Raw genomic sequence first — 19,381 nt, forward strand, 5'->3', positions numbered from 1 at the left:
GCCGCGCCGCCGAGCAGGACGGCGCGGCGGGGGAGACGGCGCGGCGGTGCGCCGTTGAGCGCCGCGAGGACCTCCGGGAGGGACGGCCGCCGCGCCGGATCCTTCTCCAGGCAGCGGACGACGACGTCGCGCAGGTGCGGGTCGGGCAATCCGGCGACGTCGGGCGGCGCGCCGACGATCTTGTGGACGATCGCCGGGATGGTCGCCGCGTCGAACGGGCCGCGCCCGGTCGCCGCGTAGGCGAGCACGCAGCCGAGCGCGAACACGTCGCTCGGCGGGCCGGTGGCGTCGGCGCGCACCTGCTCGGGGGACATGAACGAGAACGTGCCGACGACCGCTCCGGTGGAGGTCAGCGCGGTCGCGTCGGCCGTGCGGGCGATGCCGAAGTCGATGATCCGGGGGCCGTCCGGGCTCATGATCACGTTGCCCGGCTTGAGGTCGCGGTGCACCAGCCCGCACGCGTGGATCGCGGCGAGGCCCTCGGCCAGCCCGGCGCCCAGTTCGCGCACCGCGGCCGGGGCGAGGGGCCCCTGGCGCTGGACGACCTGCCGCAGGGACGGGCCGGGGATGAACGCGGTCACCATCCACGGCGACGCGGCGTCCGGGTCGGCGTCGACGACCTGCGCGGTGTGGAAGCCGCCGACGCGGCGGGCGGCCTCGATCTCCTGCGCGAACCGGCGGCGGAACCCCGGGTCGGCGGCGTACTCGGCGCGGACGGTCTTCACCGCGACCCTGCGCCCGCTCGGCGACGCCCCGAGGAACACCTCGCCCATGCCGCCCGCGCCGAGCCGTCCGTGCAGCCGGTAGGGGCCGACCTCGCGGGGGTCGTCGTCGCGCAGCGGATCCACCGGTCAGACCTTCCAGAGCGTGACGGTGCCGTCCGGCTTGGAGCTGCCGACGGCCGCGACCAGCGTGCCGCCGGAGCCGAGGGCGATCTTGGCGACGGGCTGCGGGTGCCCGACGAGCGTCGAGGTGAGCGCGCCGGTGGCGGTGCTCCAGACGCGGACGGTCCGGTCGGAGCAGGCGCCGAGGACGGACGCGCCGTCCGGGGAGAGCCGTACGTCCCGCACCCGCGCCTCGCCCGCGTCGATGACGCGCACGGCGCGGCGGGCGGCGACGTCCCAGATCCGGACCGTGGAGTCCGCGCCGCAGCTGGCGAGGCGCCGCCCGTCCGCGCCGAACGCGACGCCGGTGACGTTCGCGGTGTGCCCGGTGAGCCGGCCGCGGCGGCGGAGCGTCCGGCCGTCGAGGAGCTGGACGGTGCGGCCCGGCGGCTTCTTGTAGTAGCCGTCGACCCCGACCGCGACGGTCCCGCCGTCCGGGCTGAACGCGACCGCGTTGACGCCGCTGTGGCCGAGGTCGAACTCCGCCCGGGTGCGGCCGGTGGCGGCGTCGAACAGCCGGGCGTCGGGGTTGGAGCCCGCGATCGTGCGGCCGTCGGGGCTGTAGGCCAGCGCGTTCAGCCCGAACTCACCGGTCCGCACGTTCACCTTGAGGCGTCCGGACGCCACGTCCCAGACCAGGAGCTGGCCGGGGGAGGTGGACGAGCTCGCGAGGGACGCGCCGTCCGGGCTGAACGCGAGCGCGCCGACCCAGCCCGTCCTGCGGATCGTGCGGAGCACGCGCCCGGTCGCGACGTCCCACAGCGTGATCGTGGAGTCGAGGCCGCCGGCGGCCACCGTCCGCCCGTCGGGGCTGATGGCGACCTCGTCGAGGGTCTTGACGTCCGGGGCGCTGAGCGATCCGCTGTGGGGGATCAGCCCGTCCGGCCGGGGCGGCGAGGCGGGCGGCGCGGCGGCCGGCCTCTCCTCCCGGCGGGTCAGGAGGAACGCCGCCGGGACGCCCGCAGCGACCGCCGCCGCGGCGGCGCCCCCGCCGATGAGCAGCGCGCGGCGGCCGACCGGTGCCGGGGCCGCCGCCGGGGCGTCCCGCGGCCGGGTCGCGCTGAGCGTCGCGCCGGCGTGCGTGCCGGCCTCGCCGCCGGGCGGGCCGGTGTCCGGCGGCGGCTCGATGCTCTCCGGCGCGGTGATGAGCGCGTCCGGGCCGGGCCGCCGCGCCGGGTCCTTGGCGAGGCACGCGGCGACCATGTTGCGGAGGCCGTCCGGGAGCGCGGACAGGTCCGGCTCCTCGTGCAGGACGCGGTGCACGATCGCCGGGATGGTCTCCGCGTCGAACGGGCCGCGCCCGGTCGCGGCGTAGGCGAGCACGCAGCCGAGCGAGAACACGTCGCCGGACGGCCCCGGCATGTCGCCGAGCACCTGCTCGGGCGCCATGTAGGCGTAGGTGCCGACGACCGCGTTGTGCGAGGTCAGCGCGGTCGCGTCGGTCGCGCGGGCGATGCCGAAGTCGATGATGCGGGGGCCGTCCGCCGCCATGATGACGTTGCCGGGCTTGAGGTCGCGGTGCACGAGCCCGCACGCGTGGATCGCGGCGAGGCCCTCGGCCAGCCCGGACGCGAGCGCCCGCACCGCGCCGGGATCGAGCGGCCCGCGCCCGGCGACGGCCTCCCGCAGGGACGGGCCGGGGACGAACGCGGTGACGAGCCACGGCGACGCGGCCTCCGGATCGGCGTCCACGACCTGCGCGGTGTGGTACCCGCCGACCCGGCGGGCCGCCTCGACCTCGCGGGCGAACCGCGCCCGGAACCGGTCGTCCCCGGCGTACTCGGCGCGGATCACCTTGACGGCGACGCGGCGGGCGCCCGGCGAGACGCCGAGGAACACCTGCCCCATGCCGCCCGCGCCCAGCCGGGCCTCCAGCCGGTACGGGCCGACCTGCCGGGGGTCCCCGGGGCGCAGCGCTTCCATGAACCACCCGTCGTCGGTCCGGACACGACCGGTGGATTTCTAGCAGACACCCCTGTTCTTTCGACAGCGCTCCGCGCCGGGTGTGACGTACGGCATGCCCGGTCGGGGCGCGGCCGTTCCGCCGGGGCGGGCGGCTCAGGCGCGGATCGCGGTGGCGACGACCGTGGTGTAGCCCATGGTGAACGCGCCGCCGGCGGCGTCGATGGCGGCGCCGATGTCGGCGAGGATCCGCCGCTGCCTGTCCGCCGGGACCCGGGAGTGCAGGCCGAAGGTCGGGACCTGCTCCAGCCATTCGTCGCGGGTGTAGTCGCGCTCCCAGGGGAAGCGCCACTCCTCCGGGTCGCCGAACCCGCCCGCCTCCCGCATGCCGTCGGACGCCTTGTCGCACATCAGCGAGTACGCCTCCGGGCCGGGCAGCGGGCTCTGGAACAGCGGCGAGTCCGGCATGGCCCGGCGGTAGGCGGCGGCCATGGCGTCCCCGAGTTCGGGCGGGGGCTGGAACGAGTGCCAGAACACCGCGAGACGCCCGCCGGGACGCAGGGCCCGCGCCGCCTTGGCCGCGCCCGCGACCGGGTCGACCCAGTGCCACGCCTGCCCGGCGACGACCGTGTCGAACGTCCGGCCGGCCGGGTCCCAGTCCTCGATGGTGGACACCTCGACCGGGACGCCGGCGCGTTCGGCCAGGCCGGCCATGCGGGCGTCGGGCTCGACGCCGAGGACGCGGCAGCCGGCCGCCTGGAACTGGCGGGCCGCGATGCCGGTCCCGCAGCCGACGTCGAGGACGTCCGGCCCGAGCGCGGCGAGGCGTGCCACGAGGGCGTCCGGATAGCCGGGGCGCGTCCGGTCGTAGCGCTCGGCGTCCGCGCCGAACGACTCCGCCACATCGCGCGCCCGATGGGGCTCGTTCGCTAGAGTGGGCATGTGCCCACCATAGTGGGCGCTTGCCCACTTGTCGAGAGGACGGTGCGACGTGCCCACAGGGGTGGCTCTCCGGGACGTGCGCGAGCAGCTGTTCGACGCCGCCGAGCGCGTCCTGCTCCACGGCGGCCCGAGCGCGCTGACCAGCCGCGCGGTCACCGACGAGGCGGGGGTCGCCAAGGGGGTGCTGCACCGGCACTTCGCCGACTTCGACGCGTTCCTCGCCGACTTCGTCATCGACCGCGCCGGCCGGATGGACCCGCAGGCCGCCGCGCTGCGCGAGTCCGCCGGGACGGGCGAGATCGCCGGCAACCTCACCGGCGCGCTGACGGCGCTGTTCGGGTCGGTCGCCGTCGCGATCGTCCCGCTGATCACGTTCCGGACCCAGCTGCGGGTCCGGCTGCGGCGGGTCTGGCCGGCCGGCGTCCCGGTACTGACCGAGGCCGTGGACGTGGTCGCGGGCTACCTCACCGCCGAACGCGACCTCGGCCGCCTCCGCCCGGACGCCGACATCGGCACGCTCGCGCCCACCCTGATCGGGGCCGCGCACCTGCTGTTCGCCGACAGCTCCGGGCCCCCGCCGGAGCCGGACGCCGTCCGGAAGATGGTGGCGACCGTCATCGCCGGCGCCGTCGCCTGACCGTCAGCGCTTGACGGCCACGCCGCCGTACATCGAGACCTGGGAGTCGTCGATCGCGCGGGCCCGCTCGTCCGGCCGCCAGTGGTGGACGGGCGTCAGCCCCGGCTCGATCAGCTCGAAGCCGTCGAAGAAGCTCCGCACCTGGGCCTTCGTGCGGGCCTTGGAGTTGATCCCGCGCGCGTTGTACCTGCGGACGGCGTCGCCGACCTCCTCGGGGGCGCTGTCGATCGTGATCGTGGAGAGCGCGAGGTGGCTGCCGGACGGGAGCGCGTCCATGAGCCGGCGCACGACGCCGCGCGCCAGCTCCTCGTCGTGGACGAAGTGGAGCACCGCGATGAGGCAGAGCGCCACCGGCCGGGACAGGTCGAGCGTGTCGCGCACCTCCGGTGACGCCAGGATGGCGTCCGGCTCGGCGAGGTCGGCGTGGATGTAGCGCGACCGCCCCTCGGGGGTGCCGGTGAGCAGGGCGCGGGCGTGCACCAGCACGATCGGGTCGTTGTCGACGTAGACCACGCGGGCGGACGGATCGACCTCCTGGACCACCTCGTGCAGGTTCGGCGACGTCGGCAGGCCGGTGCCGATGTCGAGGAACTGCCGGATGCCGGCCTCGGCGGCCAGGTACCGCGCCACCCGGACCATGAACTCGCGGTTCGCCCGCACCGACGTGCGCATGTAGGGGGCGATCCTGACGACCTCCTCGGCCGCGGCCCGGTCGGCGGCGTAGTTGTCCTTGCCGCCGAGCAGGTAGTCGTAGACCCGCGCGGAGTGGGCCACGTCGGTCCTCAGGTCGGCCGAGGACGGCTCACTCTCCGATGCGTCCGGCACGGTGGCCCCCATACGTCGCTGTAGTGGTGCGGGCCACATATTAGTAAGTCTTGTTTCCAGATGGGGCGGTTCGCCCGAGTTCACCGGCCGGGGGAGCGCAGCCGGGCGTAGACGTCGCCGGACCGGCCGCGCGGCCGGATGCCCTCCAGCCGCCGCCGCAGCTCGACGGCGCTCAGCCAGCGCGGGCTCGCGAGCCGCATCGTCTCGATGGGGGAGTAGTTGTACTCGTACGCGCCGAGCCGCTCCACGAGGCCCAGCGCCTCCAGCGCGGCGTCGTGCGCCGACGGGACGTACTCGAACGACAGCGCGGGGACCGGCCGGGACAGGCCCGCGAGGACGTCCGCCTCGAAGCCCTCGACGTCGATCTTGCAGAAGGCGGGCTCGCCGTGCGCCGCGACGAGGGCGTCCAGCGTGGTCACCTCCACCTCGACCGAGCGGTCCCAGCGGACGCGGGCGAAGCTGCTGTCGGTCGTCACCGACCTGATCCAGCCGGGCGACATCGAGGACACCGTCGGCGTCGCCGTGGACAGCGCCAGGTGCGCCTTGCCCGGCTCCGCCCCGGCCGCACCCGGCACGATCGCCACGTCCCGGTCGCGCCCGAAGAACAGCCGCAGCACGCGCAGGCAGTCGGGCTGGGGCTCGACCGCGACCACGCGCGCCCCGAGCCGCCGCCAGACCCGCACCCGGCCGCCCACATGCGCGCCGATGTCGAACGCCACGTCACCGGGCCCGATGAACATGCCGTAGAGCCGCTTCGCGCGCCGGTGCTTGCCCGGAACCCCGTAGTACATGACCAGCGACCGGGCGATCCCATAGGCGCGCAGCAGCATCCGCCGACCCTACCGCGCCCGCCGCGCCCCGCACGGGCGTGCAACAGATCCGGTCCCCGGCGCGTCCTTGGGGCGATGGAAGGACGGGTCTTTGGACGATGACGGCGTGACGTACGAGGAATTCGTGACGACACGCGCCCAGGCTCTGCTGCGCTACGGCTTTGTCCTCACCGGCAACGCCGACGACGCGGCGGACCTGGTGCAGGAGAGCCTCATCCGGCTGCGCGGCGCCTGGGGGCGGGTCGTCAACAAGAACGATCCCGAGGGGTACGTCCGGAAGATCATGGCGCGGCAGCACATCAGCATGTGGCGGCGGCGAAGACGCGAGCACCTGATGGGCAGCGTGCCGGAACGGCGCTACGACGACCCCGGCCTGGCCCGGGCCGAGAGCGACCCGCGCCTGTGGGAGGCGCTGGCGGTGCTTCCGCCGACCTCGGCGCGCCGGTCAAGGTGCGCGAACGCTGGCCGGACGCCGTCCGGAGCGTCCCCGGGCGGCTGCCGAACGGGCGCACCCTGCACCTCGTCGCGCTGCTGGACGGCGACGTGCTGGTCGGGACGACCTGGGCGTCCCTGCAGCTCCCGGACAAGCTGTGGTCCTACGACCTCGGCACCGGCCGCGCCAATGTGATCACCGACCTCGTGGTCCCGCCCGGATCGAGGATCTACTCGTCCGACTTCACCATCGCGCGGGGCCGGGTCGTCTGGTGGCCGTCGTACCGGGCGGGCGGCCGCGACACCGCCGAGGTCTGGGGCGCGCCGCTCGCCGGCGGCACCGCGCACAAGATCACCGGGCTGCCGGGGGACGGCGTGTCCACGCTGCTCATCGACGGGGACAGCGTCGTCATGGGGATGGGCGACGCCGTGTACCGGGCGCCGCTGGCGGGCGGCGCGCCCGTGAAGGTCCCCGGCAGCGACGGGTTCGCGATCGTGTCCTGGCCGTGGATCGGCTCCCCCGCGTCACGCGAGGGCGGGCTCGGCTCCGTCGGGTTCGAGTCGCTGCGGAACGCGGCGACCGGCGAGCGCCGCGACGCCCGCCTCGCGCCGTTCAAGGGGGCGTGGCCGTGCGGCGTGACCTGGTGCGTCGGAGGCCCCACGTCCGGCGCCACCTACCACCGGGACATGAAGACCGCCGTGCAGCGCAGGGACGGGAAGGCCGGCAGGACCCTGCCCGGCGACCCCGTCGGCCCCGGGCCGGAACTCGTCTACGGCCGGTACCTCCCGTACTTCCCGGACGGTCTGTTCAAGACGAAGACCCACGTCCTGTACGACGTCGAGTCGGGCGTGCTGCTCGACACCGGGATACGGCGGAACAACGAGATGATGGGTGCGGCGCGCGACGACCGGAACCCGCAGTACTTCTTCACGACCAAGAGCGGGACGATGCTGCTCGACCTGTCGAAGATCCGCTGACGGCGCGCCGCGCCGCCCGGCGGCGCCGCCCGTCCCGCGTTCGCGGGGCGGGCGGCGCGGCGGGTCAGGACGGCGGGAGGCCGAGCGCGCGGGCGATCAGCATCCGCTGCACCTCGGAGGTGCCCTCGCCGACTTCGAGGATCTTCGCGTCGCGGTAGAAGCGGCCGACCGCGTACTCGTTCATGAAGCCGTAGCCGCCGAAGACCTGCGTGGCGTCGCGGGCGTTGTCCATGGCCGCGTTGGACGCGACGAGCTTGGCGATCGCCGCCTCCTTCTTGAACGGCTCGCCGCGCAGCATCTTCGCGGCGGCGGCGTAGTAGGCGAGGCGCGCGGTGTGGGTCCGCGTCTCCATGTCGGCGATCTTGAACTGCATGGCCTGGTAGCGGCCGATCTCCCGGCCGAACGCCTCCCGCTCCCGGACGTAGCGGAGCGACTCGTCCACGCAGCCCTGGGCGAGGCCCACCGACAGCGCGGCGATCGCGATGCGGCCCTCGTCCAGGATGCGCAGGAACTGGGCGTAGCCCCGGCCGCGCTCGCCGACCAGGTTCTCGGCGGGGACCCGCACGTCGTCGAACGACAGCTCGCGCGTGTCGGACGACGACCAGCCCACCTTGGAGTACTTGCGCCCGACCGTGAAGCCGGGGGTGCCGTTCGGGACGATGATCGTGGAGATCTCGTTCTCGCCGGTGTAGGCGGTGACCGTGACGAACGCGGTGATGTCGGTGCCGGAGTTGGTGATGAACGCCTTCGACCCGTTGATCACCCAGGTGTCGCCGTCCAGCCGGGCGGTGGTGCGCATGCCGCCGGGGACGTCGGAGCCGCCGCCCGGCTCGGTCAGCCCGAACCCGGCCAGCTTCTCGCCGGAGGTGAGCGCCGGGAGCCACCGCTCCTTCTGCTCCTGCGACCCGAACCGGTAGATCGGCATCGCGCCGAGCGAGACGCCGGCCTCCAGCGTGATCGCCACGGACGAGTCGACGCGGGCGAGCTCCTCAAGGGCCAGGCAGAGCGTGAAGTAGTCGCCGCCCATGCCGCCGTGCTCCTCGGGGAACGGCAGCCCGAACAGCCCCATCTTCCCCATCCCGGCGACGATCTCGTACGGGAACTCGCCGCGCTCGTACAGGTCGCCGATCACCGGGGCGACGGTCTCGCGGGCGAACCGCTCGACCGTGCGCCGCAGTTCCTCCTGCTCGTCGGTGAGCGTGAAGTCGATCATGGTTACTCCGATTCCGGGGACAGGGCCTGGACGACGCGGGACGGGCTGGGACGGCCGAGGTGCCCGGCCATCCAGCGGCTGGTGGCGGCGAGCGCGCCGAGGTCGACGCCCGTCTCGATGCCGAGGCCGTGCAACATCCAGACGAGGTCCTCGGTGGGCAGGTTGCCGGTGGCGCTCTCGGCGTACGGGCAGCCGCCGAGGCCGCCCGCGGAGGCGTCCACGACGGTGACGCCGGCCTGCAGCGCGGCGAGGGTGTTGGCGAGGGCCTGCCCGTAGGTGTCGTGGAAGTGGACGGCGAGCCGCTCGGTGCCGATGCCCGCCGCGCCGAGCGCATCGATCAGGGCGGTGACCTGGCCGGGCGTGCCGACGCCGATGGTGTCGCCGAGGCTGAGCTGGGAGCAGCCCATGTCCATCATCCGGGACGCCACGGACACCACCTGGGAGATGGGCACGTCGCCCTCCCACGGGTCGCCGCACACCATCGAGACGTAGGCGCGCACCCAGAGGCCCTCGGCGCGCGCGCGTTCCACGACCGGGGCGAACATCGCGAGGGACTCGTCCACCGTGCGGTTGAGGTTGCGGCGGGCGAACGTCTCCGTCGCGCTGCCGAAGATGGCGATCTCGGTGACGCCGTTGCTGAGCGCCCGTTCGAGGCCCCGCTCGTTCGGGACGAGGACGGGATAGCGCAACCGCGGCGAGCGCGGCAGGATCTCCAGGAGCTGCTCGGCGTCGGCGAGCTGCGGCACCCACTTCGGATGGACGAAGCTGGTGGTCTCGATCGTCCGCAGCCCGGCGTCCGCCAGCCGCGTCACGAACTCGGACTTGACGTCGACCGGGACGACCTCCTTCTCGTTCTGCAGCCCGTCCCGGGGCCCGACCTCGTAGATCGTGACCCGCTCGGGCAGTCCGGCGAGGGGTGTGCTCATCGGGCCTCCTCGATCACGGCCAGCACCGCGTCCAGCGCGACCTGCGCGCCCGCGCGGACCGGCAGCTTCGCCACGACGCCGGCGAGCGGCGCGGTGACGGTGTGCTCCATCTTCATCGCCTCGACGACCACGAGCGGCTGCCCGGCCTCGACCCGGTCGCCCTCGGCCGCCTTCACGGCGAGGACCGTCCCCGGCATCGGGCTGCGCAGCACCCCGTCGCCGGCGGCGGCCGCGGCGGCGCCGCCCTCGGCGCGGACGTGCTCGCTCAGCGCCCACGCGTGCCCGTCCCGGCCGAGCCACAGCGTGCCGCCGTCCCGGGCGGCCTCGAACGAGGTCGTCCTTCCACCGTAGGTCAGGATGAACGGGCCGGTCAGCGACGCGCCGACCGGCTCGGCGCCGCCGACCGCGACGCGGGCGGACGCGGCGCGGCCCTGCACGCGGACCTCCACCGGCTCCCCGCCGGACGGGGTGATGATCCACGGCGCCCACGCGTGCGCGCCGGGCCGCCAGCCGTCCGGGATGTCCCACGGGTCCCCGGTGCCGTCCGCGCCGGACTCCAGGGCGCGCATCCGCTCCAGCGCTGCGGCGGCCAGCACCTCCGGCGGCACGGAGGCGCCCGCGACCAGGTCGTCCAGGGCCCGCTCGACGAGCCCGGTGTCGAGGTCGCCGGAGACCACCGACGGGTGCCGCAGCAGCGCCCGCAGGAACGCCACGTTCGTCGGGACGCCCAGCAAGGTGTACGAGGCGAGCGCCCGGTCGAGCCGGTGCAGGGCCTCGGCGCGGTCGGCGCCGTGCACGATCACCTTGGCGAGCATCGGGTCGTAGGAGCCGCCGACCTCGGTGCCGGCGTCGAGCCCGGAGTCGACGCGGGCGCCCTCGGGCTCGCGGAGCGCCAGCACGCGCCCGCCGGTCGGCAGGAAGCCGCGCGCCGGGTCCTCGGCGTAGACGCGGGCCTCGATGGAGTGGCCGTCCAGCGCCACCTCGTCCTGCGTGAACGGCAGCGGCTCGCCGCACGCGACCCGGAGCTGGAGCTCCACCAGGTCCAGGCCCGTCACCAGCTCGGTGACCGGGTGCTCGACCTGGAGCCGGGTGTTCATCTCCATGAAGAAGAACTCGTCGGGGCGGTCGGCGGAGACGATGTACTCGACCGTCCCGGCGCCCACGTACCCGACGGCCTGCGCGGCGGCGACGGCGGCGGCGCCCATCCGCGCGCGGGACGCCTCGTCCAGCAGCGGCGACGGCGCCTCCTCGATGATCTTCTGGTGCCGGCGCTGCAGGCTGCACTCGCGCTCGCCGAGGTGGACGGCGCCGCCGTGCGCGTCGGCGAAGACCTGGATCTCGATGTGCCGCGGGTTGGCCACGAACCGCTCGGCGAGCAGCGTGTCGTCGCCGAACGAGCCGCGCGCCTCGCGGCGGGCGGACGCGATCGCCTCCGGCAGGTCCGCCGCGTCCCGGACGAGCCGCATGCCCTTGCCGCCGCCGCCCGCGGACGGCTTGAGCAGCACCGGCAGCCCGACCTCCAGCGCGGCGGCCTCCAGCTCGGCGTCCGAGAGGCCGGGCTCGTCCCGGCCCGGCACGACCGGGACCCCGGCGGCCGCGACCGTCCGCTTCGCGCGGATCTTGTCGCCCATCGCCTCGATCGCCGCGGCGGGCGGGCCGATGAACACCAGCCCCGCCTCGCCGCACGCCCGCGCGAACGCCGTGTTCTCGGCGAGGAACCCGTACCCCGGGTGGACGGCCGACGCCCCGGAGTCCCGGGCCGCCGCGATCACGGCGTCGATGTCCAGGTACGACGGGATGCGCAGGGCCTCGTCCGCCTCGCGCACGTGGCGGGCCCCGGCGTCGGCGTCGGTGTGCACCGCCACCGAGCGGACGCCGAGCCGCCGCAGGGTCCGGAACACGCGGACGGCGATCTCCCCGCGGTTGGCGACCAGGACGCTGTCGAACATCAACACCCTCACATCCGGAAGACGCCGTAGCCGACCGGCTCCAGCGGTGCGTTGGCGGCCACCGACAGCCCGAGCCCGAGGACGCGCCGGGTGTCGAGCGGGTCGATCACCCCGTCGTCCCACAGCCGCGCCGTCGAGTAGTACGGGTTGCCCTGCGCCTCGTACTGCTCGCGGATCGGCGCCTTGAACCCCTCCTCGTCCGCGGCGGGCCACTCCTCGCCGCGCGCCTCCAGCTGGTCGCGGCGGACGGTCGCGAGGACGCTCGCGGCCTGCTCCCCGCCCATGACCGAGATGCGGGCGTTCGGCCACATCCACAGGAAGCGCGGCGAGTACGCCCGGCCGCACATCGCGTAGTTCCCGGCGCCGAACGAGCCGCCGATCACGACGGTGAACTTGGGGACGCGGGCGCACGCGACGGCGGTGACCATCTTCGCGCCGTGCTTGGCGATGCCGCTCGCCTCGTACTCGCGCCCGACCATGAACCCGGTGATGTTCTGCAGGAACACGAGCGGGACGCTGCGCCGGTCGCACAGCTCGATGAAGTGCGCGCCCTTCTGCGCGGACTCGCCGAACAGGATGCCGTTGTTCGCGACGATCCCGACCGGGTGCCCGTGGATGCGCGCGAACCCGGTGACGAGCGTGGCGCCGTACTCCTTCTTGAACTCCTGGAAGCGGCTGCCGTCCACGATCCGGGCGATGACCTCGCGGACGTCGTAGGGGGTGCGCGAGTCGGGCGGGACGATCCCGTACAGCTCGGACGGGTCGGCGGCGGGCTCCTCCGCGGGCGCGACGTCCCACGGGCGCGGCTCGCGCGGGCCCAGCGTGGAGACGATGTCGCGGACGATCCGCAGCGCGTGGGCGTCGTCCTCGGCGAGATGGTCGGTCACGCCGGACGTGCGGGAGTGCAGCTCGCCGCCGCCGAGCTCCTCGGCGGTGACGACCTCGCCGGTCGCGGCCTTCACCAGCGGCGGCCCGCCGAGGAAGATCGTCCCCTGGCCGCGCACGATGACGGCCTCGTCGCTCATCGCCGGGACGTAGGCGCCGCCCGCCGTGCACGACCCCAGCACCGCCGCGATCTGCGGGATGCCCCGCCCGGACATCGTCGCCTGGTTGTAGAAGATGCGGCCGAAGTGCTCGCGGTCGGGGAAGACCTCGTCCTGCCGGGGCAGGAACGCGCCGCCCGAGTCGACCAGGTAGAGGCACGGCAGCCGGTTGTGCAGCGCCACCTCCTGCGCCCGCAGGTGCTTCTTCACGGTGACGGGGTAGTACGTGCCGCCCTTGACGGTGGCGTCGTTGGCGACGATCACGCACTCGCGGCCGGACACCCGGCCGACGCCGGTGATGATCCCGGCGCCGGGCGCCTCGTCGCCGTACATGCCGTGCGCGGCCAGCGGCGACAGTTCCAGGAAGGGCGAGCCGGGGTCGAGCAGCGTGTCGACCCGGTCGCGGGGGAGCAGCTTGCCGCGCGCGACATGCCGTTCGCGGGCCCGCTCCGGACCGCCGCGCCCGGCCGCGTCGACGCGCTCGCGCAGCTCGGCGACCAGGGCCTCGTTGTGCGCCGTGTTGGCCTTGAACGCCTCGCCCGCCACGTCGGCGCGGGAGTCGATCTCGGGACCGCCCATGCCTCCCCTTCCCGGTTAACGTTCATTAACAATGCCGATGTTAACGCTCGTTAACAACCCTAGTCTAGACTGGCCCGCATGACCTCCCAACGGGCCGTGGAGCTCGGCGGCGCCGGACCGCCGAACCCGCGCCGGGCCGAGATCCTCGGCGCCGCCGCCGAACTGTTCGCGCGGCGCGGCTACCACGGGGTGTCGATCGGCGACCTCGGCCGCGCCGTCGGGCTCACCGGCCCCGCCCTCTACCGGCACTTCAGCGGCAAGGAGGCCGTCCTCGCCGAGATGCTCCTCGACATCAGCGAGCGGCTGCTCGCCGAGGGCGTCCGGCGCGCCGCGGATCCCGACCCGGCGCGGGCCCTCGACGCGCTGCTGCGCTGGCACATCGCGTTCGCGCTCGACAACCCCGCGCTGATCACCGTGCACGAGCGGGAGCTCGACAACGTGCCCGAGCCGCAGCGGCACCGCGTCCGCCGCCTCCAGCGCGCCTACGTCGAGGAATGGGTCGCCGTCCTGCGCCGCATGGACCCGTGCCGGCCCGACGACCGGACGCGCGCGGCCGTGCACGCCTGCTTCGGCCTGCTCAACTCCACCCCGCGCAGCGCCGCCGGGCTCGACCGCGACGCGATGGGCGACCTGCTGCACGCGATGGCCCGCGCCGCCCTCGGCGGCCTCCGCTAGCCGGGTCCGCCGGGCTCAGCAGGACGCGGTGCGGCCGTCCAGGGACCGCCCGACCGCCTCGGCGAACGCCTCGGGGTCCGTGCCCGCCCGGTCGAAGATCTTCTGGACGCAGCCCCGGAACGTGCCGGTGAACGTGCTGTAGTGCGGGGTCACCGGGCGCGGCTCGGCCCGGCCCAGCGCGGTCACCACCGCCCGCGCCAGCCCGGTGAGCTGCGCCTCGTCCGGCACCTCGGTCTCGCCCGGCCCGACCGGCTGGCCGGTGAGGGACGAGCAGGCCCGCACCTTCACGTCGGCGGGGGAGTGCCGGCCGGGCGACAGGCCGAGCGCCGAGTAGCGGCCCGGCGCGAACCCGCCGCAGGAGAACAGCAGCCGCTGGCTGCCCGTCCCGCTCAGGAACTCCACGAGGTCGGCGGCGTCGCCGGGGTTCGGGGAGCGCTCGGACACGGCGAGGTTCTGCCCGCCGAGGACGGTGCGTCCCGGCAGCGCCGCCACCCCGAACCGCAGCCGCGCGCCGTCCCGCATCCGGGGCTCGGACGCGAGCGCCGAGAACGCGTACGGCCAGTTGCGCATGAGCTTCGCCCCGGACGCGAACGCCTCGATGCTCTGCAGCTCCCCGTACCCGCGCGACGCCGCCAGCGCCCCGTGCACGCGCGGCACCAGCCGGGCGAGCGCCGGATACACCTTCGTCTTCAGCTCCTCCTCGCTCGGGCGGTCGGTGCCGGTGAGCCGTCCGCCGCCGCCGTCGTTCCACACGGCCTCCAGCGCGTTCACCGTCAGGCCCTCGTAGTCGGCGAGCTGCATCGCGACGCCGGACGACAGCAGCCCCGGCCACGCGGTCGGCGGCGACACGCCCTCCCAGTAGTAGAGGAGGCCCACGTCCACGTTGAAGGGGACGGCGTACAGCTCGCCGTCCCACTCGCCCGTCCGCAGCGCGGCCGGGAAGAAGTCGTCGAGCCCGTCGATGCCGTCGAGCGGCCGCAGGTAGCCGGCGTCGGCGAACTGCGCCGTCCACGTGTTGTCCATGATCAGGACCTCGTAGGCGCAGCTGCCGGACTCCTGCACCGCCTTGATCTGGCTGTGCTGCAGGTCGGTGGACTCCGCCGCCTCGACCAGCGTGGCGTGCGGATGGGGGCGGCCGTCCGGGTAGCGGCCCTCGTTCCACTGCCGGATCAGGGCCCGCCGCTGGTTCTTCAGGCTGACGTCCGTGCCGCCCACGACGAACAGCTCCGACCTGTCGCAGTCGGCCGCCATGCCCGAGTACGACGCGCCCGGCCACAGGACGACGAGCAGCCACGCCACCAGCACCAGCGCCGCCCCGGCCGCGGCGCTCACCCGCGCGCGGCGGCCTCTCGGGAGAAGGCGGGGGCGTCTCATCGCAGCTCCGCCAGCAGTTCGGCGGCCTGCTCGGCCTCGGGCGCGTCGGTCAGCGGGACGCATCCCCGCCCGTCCTTCGGGCCGAGCGCCGCCACGATCTCCCGCACGGGGGAAGAGCCGCACGTCGCCGGGCCCGTCAGCACCACCGTCAGCCGCAGCCCCGGATGCCGCCCGCGGAACTCACCTGACAGCCAGCCGACCCGCGACCCGAGCCCCGGGTTGGTCGCGGCGGACTGCCCGTCGGTGACGAGGACGAGGTTCTGCCGCCCGGGCCCGAGGTCGGCCGCCGCGATCGCGTCGCTGAGCGGCTGGTCGGCGCCGCTGGACGCGACCGCCTGCAGCCTGCTCGTGATCGCGCTCTTCTGCTCCGGAGACGCCGCGTCCTGCGGGACGTTGCCGAAGGTGTCCGCCGCGCTCGGCGACGCCGTGGCCGACGACACCTGCAGGCCCGCGCGGTCGTTGCTCTGCAGTTGCGCCACCAGGCTGCGCAGGAACGACGTCCCGCGCACGAGCCGCGAACCGCCGCGCGCCTGCGCCGCGCCGCCCATCGACCCGGACACGTCCAGCAGCAGCGACACCGACGTCCGGGGGCGGGCCGCGCCGATGCGGTCGAGGGTGTCCTGGACGCCCGCCGGCGACTCCAGCCCCACCACGGTCGGCATCACCCTGGTGCCGACGAGGCCCTGCAGCCGCGACAGGTAGTAGTGCCGGGTGTCGCCCTCGCGCGCGGGCGGGATGACGCCGCGGTCGTCGCGGAGGCCCTGCCGGGTCAGCGGGTTGCGGTCGAGCCAGCGGCGGAACGCGGTCACCGCCGCGTCCCGCTCCCGCGTGTCCTGGCCGCGCCACTTCACCTGGACGAACGGGTGGTCCAGCGTCGGCAGGCCGGTCGCGTAGTAGGGGTGCAGGCGCCACCGCGCGAACGCGGCGGCGTCCGGGTCGGCCGCGCCGCAGCGGTCGCCGAGCGGCCGGCCCATGTCGTAGTCGTGCAGCGCCTGCTCGGGCACGGCGACGGCGACGTCGTCGGGCGGGGCGGAGTCCTGCGCGGCGGCGCGCTCCCGGAACCGGCACAGCAGCGACACCGCGTCCGGCGCCACCAGGTCGGCGGGCTCGGCGAACCGCTCGTCCGCGGCGTCGGAGCCCGGCGCCCCGTCGTACAGCGCGGGCGTGACGGCGAGCGCCGCCGCCGACGTCTCCGGGACGGGCCGCGCGATCGCGCGCAGCCGCACCCCCGCGTCCGCGACCCGGCGCAGCAGCGCCGCCGTGCTCGGCGCGATCGGCGCCGCGATCGGGTCGGCGACGGACTCGTGCGCCCGGGTGAACAGCGCCAGCACCAGCGGGGACGTCCCGACCGAGCCGCGCACCCGGAACACCGGGTCGGCCTTGCCGGCCGGCGCGCCCGGCCCCGCCCCGGCCGCGCCGACCTGGCCCGGGCCCTTCGGGACGAAGTCGTACTCGGCCGTGGACGACGGGATCCAGATGTCGGGCTGCGGGCCGAACAACTGCTGGGCGTCGGAGTGGCCCGCGTCCGCCGCCGCGCTGCGCCGCCACAGCAGCCGGAACCCGTCGTACAGCGGGACGGGCCCGGCTTCGGGGACGACGGTGACGCTGTACTCGCGGCAGCCGCGGTCCTCGCTGTCGTTCACGAACTCGGCGGCGGCGGCCCGCAGCGGCGTGAGCGTCTCGGGGGCGGTCAGCACCCGCAGGTCGAGCGGCTGCCCGCACGCACTCGCGCGGTCGCGGAGCACCTGGACGCCGGTGCCGGCGAGCAGGAGCGCGGCCATCGCGGCGGCGCCCGCGAGGCCCCATCCGAGCGTCGCGCCGCCCCCGCGCAGCACGCGCCCGACCCGCTCCAGGACGGCGTGCGCGGTCGCGGGGTAGAAGACGAGCAGCACGGCCGTCAGCACCGCGACGACCAGCAGGGTGACGACCGCGTTCAGCCAGAAGACGCCGTGCACGAGCGTCACCCCGATGCTGACGATGACGGTGGAGCAGAGGTCGAGGAACATGACCTGCAGGAACCTGCGGAGCCAGGGGGGAAGGCCGTCCTGGCGCCCCGGCGGACGCGACCGGCCGCCGTCGCCGCTCGGTCCCGTCATGCACGCCCCATCGCCGTGTAGGTCTCGGTTCTCGGCCCCCCGGCACTGACCCATCATGATACGTAGCCGGACGGTCGCGGTCAGGAAAGCGGGCTGACCGGGGCCGGTCGATCTCCGTCGCCGCTCCGCGCCGCGCCCTCTTGACGGGTCGCCAGCAAGACGGGTCAGATGGACCGAGCCAGACCCCGCACTGAGGAGAGCCGTATGGGCGTCGAAGGTGTCGGCTTCTACCAGATCGCACAGAACGACCCGGACCGCCCGGCCGTGCTGGCCCCGGGCGAACCGGTGACCTACGGCGAACTCCACGCCGAGGTGAACCGCCTTTCCCACGCGCTCGCGAGCATCGGGCTGAGCCCCGGCGACGCGCTCGCGACGGTCCTGAGCAACCGGCGCGAGTTCCTCACCGTGATGCTGGCCGCGATGCAGTCGGGGCTCTACCTCGTCCCCGTGAGCCGCCACCTCACCGCGCCCGAGATCGGCTACATCCTCGGCGACTCCGGCGCCAAGGCCGTCATCACCGAGGGCGAGTTCGCCGCCGCCGTGTCCGGCGCGGCCGACGAGGCGGGCGTCCCGGCGGAGGGCCGGGTGAGCGCCGACCCCGCCGCGGGCTACCGCGCGATGGCCGAGTTGTGCGCCGCGCACAGCGCCGACCCGCCGGCCAAGCGCCAGATGGGCTCGGTGATGCTCTACACGTCCGGGACGACCGGACGGCCCAAGGGCGTGCGGCGCCCACTGATGGACATCCCGCCCGAAGTGCTGTTCGAGGTCATGAAGCAGACGCTGATGCGGCACCTCGGCCTCGAACCCGGCGACGACGAGGTCCATCTCGCCATCGGCCCGCTGTACCACTCGGCGCCCTGCGTCCACGCCCTGATGTCGCTCAGCCTCGGCCACGCCGTCGTCATCTCCGCCCGCTTCGGGCCCGAGGAGACCCTCGACCTCATCCAGCGGTACCGGGTCACCAACTCGCTGATGGTGCCGACCATGTTCCACCGCATGCTCGGCCTGCCCGAGGACGTCCGGGGCAGGTACGACGTGTCGTCGCTGCGGCAGGTCTTCCACACCGCCGCGCCGATCCCCAAGGAGACCAAGCAGCGGATGATGGACTGGTGGGGGCCCGTCCTCTACGAGTACTACGGCTCCACCGAGAGCGGGCCCGTCGTCGTCGCCGCGCCGCACGAGTGGCTCGCCCATCCCGGGACGGTCGGGCGCGCGGTCGAGGGCGTCCAGATCAAGATCCTGGACCCGGAGGGCGCCGAGCTGCCGCCCGGCGAGACCGGCCTGATCTACGCGAGCGGGCAGCCCGGCTTCGAGTACCACGACGACCCGGACAAGACCGCCGCCGCGATGCGCGGCGACTTCTACACGCCCGGCGACCTCGGCCACCTGGACGAGGACGGCTGGCTCTACATGAGCGACCGCCGCACCGACCTCATCATCTCCGGCGGCGTCAACATCTACCCGGCGGAGATCGAGTCCGTGCTGCTCCAGCACCCGGCCGTGGGGGACACCGTCGTCATCGGCGTCCCCGACGACGACTGGGGGCAGCTCGCCGTCGCGCTCGTCGAACCCGCCGAGGGCGCGGAGGCGGGCGACGCGCTGGCCGCCGACCTGCTCGCGTTCTGCGCGCCGCGGCTGGCGAAGCTGAAGCACCCCCGGCGGATCGAGTTCCGCCCGGCGCTGCCGCGCACCCCGTCCGGCAAGCTCAGCCGGCGCCGCGTCCGCGAGGACTACCTGGGCGGACGGGAGGGCTGACGGCGGCGGGGCGCGCCGCCCGCGACTCGCCGCCGGAAACGTCGAACGCGTCCGCGCGCCCGTGCGTACAACGGCACATGGAAGACCAGAAGGTCGCCCCGCTGGACGACGTCGCCCCGACTCCCGCCGCCCCGACGAAGACCGACCTTCCCGTCGTCACCGACCCGGCCGCGTACGCCGCGGAGGAGGCGCCGGCCGGCGCCGGCCCCGGCGAGCCCGCGGCCGCCGATGCCGACCGCGCCGGGATCGCACGCCTCGGTGACCCGGTCGCGGTCTGGCCGTGCGGTGAGTGTGATGCGGGTCTGCGTTTGCACGGTGGTGCACCATCCCGAGGACGCACG

Annotated in this window: 16 protein-coding genes and 1 pseudogene; 6 read left to right on the forward strand and 11 right to left on the reverse strand. The window is 74.7% G+C overall.

Translation table 11 applies throughout. From position 1 onward, the window contains the following. The 3 genes from AB0K34_RS40995 to AB0K34_RS41005 form a co-directional block, all read right to left on the reverse strand. Nucleotides 1–848, reverse strand: an 848-nt coding sequence (locus tag AB0K34_RS40995; RefSeq protein ID WP_364554088.1) for a serine/threonine-protein kinase, incomplete at its 3' end; no start/stop codon positions are given. A 3-nt stretch (nt 849–851) separates the two neighbouring features. Further along, entirely contained in the window at nt 852–2,807 is a 1,956-nt protein-coding gene (locus AB0K34_RS41000) for a serine/threonine-protein kinase (RefSeq protein WP_364554090.1), read from the reverse strand. A gap of 135 nt (nt 2,808–2,942) precedes the next feature. Continuing rightward, a complete protein-coding gene (locus AB0K34_RS41005) occupies nt 2,943–3,728 on the reverse strand; it encodes a methyltransferase domain-containing protein (RefSeq protein WP_364554092.1) in 786 nt (261 codons plus the stop codon). A 49-nt stretch (nt 3,729–3,777) separates the two neighbouring features. Here AB0K34_RS41005 and AB0K34_RS41010 point away from each other — a divergent pair, with 49 nt between their 5' ends. Next, nucleotides 3,778–4,365: a TetR/AcrR family transcriptional regulator gene (locus AB0K34_RS41010; RefSeq protein ID WP_364554094.1), complete on the forward strand. Its 588-nt coding sequence runs from the start codon at nt 3,778–3,780 to the stop codon at nt 4,363–4,365. A gap of 3 nt (nt 4,366–4,368) precedes the next feature. Here AB0K34_RS41010 and AB0K34_RS41015 read toward each other — a convergent pair whose 3' ends face one another. Together AB0K34_RS41015 and AB0K34_RS41020 are read right to left on the reverse strand one after the other, a co-directional pair. Further along, nucleotides 4,369–5,229 carry an SAM-dependent methyltransferase gene (locus tag AB0K34_RS41015; RefSeq protein WP_364554096.1) on the reverse strand — a complete coding sequence of 287 codons (861 nt, stop codon included), beginning with the start codon at nt 5,227–5,229 and terminating at the stop codon, nt 4,369–4,371. A gap of 41 nt (nt 5,230–5,270) precedes the next feature. Next, a complete protein-coding gene (locus AB0K34_RS41020; RefSeq protein ID WP_364554098.1) occupies nt 5,271–6,020 on the reverse strand; it encodes an FkbM family methyltransferase in 750 nt (249 codons plus the stop codon). A gap of 124 nt (nt 6,021–6,144) precedes the next feature. On the opposite strand from AB0K34_RS41020, the pseudogene AB0K34_RS41025 reads away from it, so the two are divergent. Both AB0K34_RS41025 and AB0K34_RS41030 read left to right on the forward strand, forming a co-directional pair. Then, nucleotides 6,145–6,333: pseudogene (locus tag AB0K34_RS41025) on the forward strand (sigma factor); the annotation flags it as partial. Nucleotides 6,334–6,422: 89 nt separating this feature from the next. Further along, on the forward strand, nt 6,423–7,430 hold the full coding sequence (locus AB0K34_RS41030; protein ID WP_364554111.1) for a hypothetical protein: 1,008 nt from the start codon (nt 6,423–6,425) through the stop codon (nt 7,428–7,430). Nucleotides 7,431–7,494: 64 nt separating this feature from the next. Here AB0K34_RS41030 and AB0K34_RS41035 read toward each other — a convergent pair whose 3' ends face one another. The 4 genes from AB0K34_RS41035 to AB0K34_RS41050 are packed head-to-tail and all read right to left on the reverse strand — an operon-like array spanning nt 7,495 to nt 13,140. Further along, nucleotides 7,495–8,643, reverse strand: coding sequence for an acyl-CoA dehydrogenase family protein (locus tag AB0K34_RS41035; RefSeq protein WP_138635179.1), 1,149 nt, complete (start codon nt 8,641–8,643; stop codon nt 7,495–7,497). Nucleotides 8,644–8,645: 2 nt separating this feature from the next. Continuing rightward, the gene (locus AB0K34_RS41040; protein ID WP_364554100.1) at nt 8,646–9,569 is read right to left on the reverse strand and encodes a hydroxymethylglutaryl-CoA lyase; all 924 of its coding nucleotides are present in this window, start codon (nt 9,567–9,569) and stop codon (nt 8,646–8,648) included. Further along, nucleotides 9,566–11,518: a biotin carboxylase N-terminal domain-containing protein gene (locus AB0K34_RS41045; RefSeq protein ID WP_138635183.1), complete on the reverse strand. Its 1,953-nt coding sequence runs from the start codon at nt 11,516–11,518 to the stop codon at nt 9,566–9,568. Before AB0K34_RS41045 ends, AB0K34_RS41040 begins: the two co-directional genes overlap by 4 nt. A gap of 8 nt (nt 11,519–11,526) precedes the next feature. Then, entirely contained in the window at nt 11,527–13,140 is a 1,614-nt protein-coding gene (locus AB0K34_RS41050; RefSeq protein ID WP_138635185.1) for a carboxyl transferase domain-containing protein, read from the reverse strand. Nucleotides 13,141–13,218: 78 nt separating this feature from the next. Between AB0K34_RS41050 and AB0K34_RS41055 the strand changes: the two genes are divergently transcribed. Beyond that, a complete protein-coding gene (locus tag AB0K34_RS41055) occupies nt 13,219–13,815 on the forward strand; it encodes a TetR/AcrR family transcriptional regulator (RefSeq protein ID WP_301177624.1) in 597 nt (198 codons plus the stop codon). A gap of 15 nt (nt 13,816–13,830) precedes the next feature. Here AB0K34_RS41055 and AB0K34_RS41060 read toward each other — a convergent pair whose 3' ends face one another. Then, nucleotides 13,831–15,189 (reverse strand): extracellular solute-binding protein, encoded by a 1,359-nt coding sequence (locus AB0K34_RS41060; RefSeq protein ID WP_364554103.1) that lies wholly within the window; start codon nt 15,187–15,189, stop codon nt 13,831–13,833. After that, nucleotides 15,186–17,285 carry a vWA domain-containing protein gene (locus AB0K34_RS41065; protein WP_364554105.1) on the reverse strand — a complete coding sequence of 700 codons (2,100 nt, stop codon included), beginning with the start codon at nt 17,283–17,285 and terminating at the stop codon, nt 15,186–15,188. Before AB0K34_RS41065 ends, AB0K34_RS41060 begins: the two co-directional genes overlap by 4 nt. Nucleotides 17,286–17,489: 204 nt before the next feature. Between AB0K34_RS41065 and AB0K34_RS41070 the strand changes: the two genes are divergently transcribed. Next, nucleotides 17,490–19,040, forward strand: coding sequence for an AMP-binding protein (locus AB0K34_RS41070; RefSeq protein ID WP_364554107.1), 1,551 nt, complete (start codon nt 17,490–17,492; stop codon nt 19,038–19,040). Between the two features lie 77 nt (nt 19,041–19,117). Continuing rightward, a partial coding sequence (locus AB0K34_RS41075) for a hypothetical protein (protein WP_364554109.1) occupies nt 19,118–19,381 on the forward strand: 264 nt, incomplete at its 3' end.

This window comes from Actinomadura sp. NPDC049382, from assembly GCF_040677125.1.
In the GTDB taxonomy this organism is placed as follows: Bacteria; Actinomycetota; Actinomycetes; order Streptosporangiales; family Streptosporangiaceae; genus Spirillospora; species Spirillospora geliboluensis.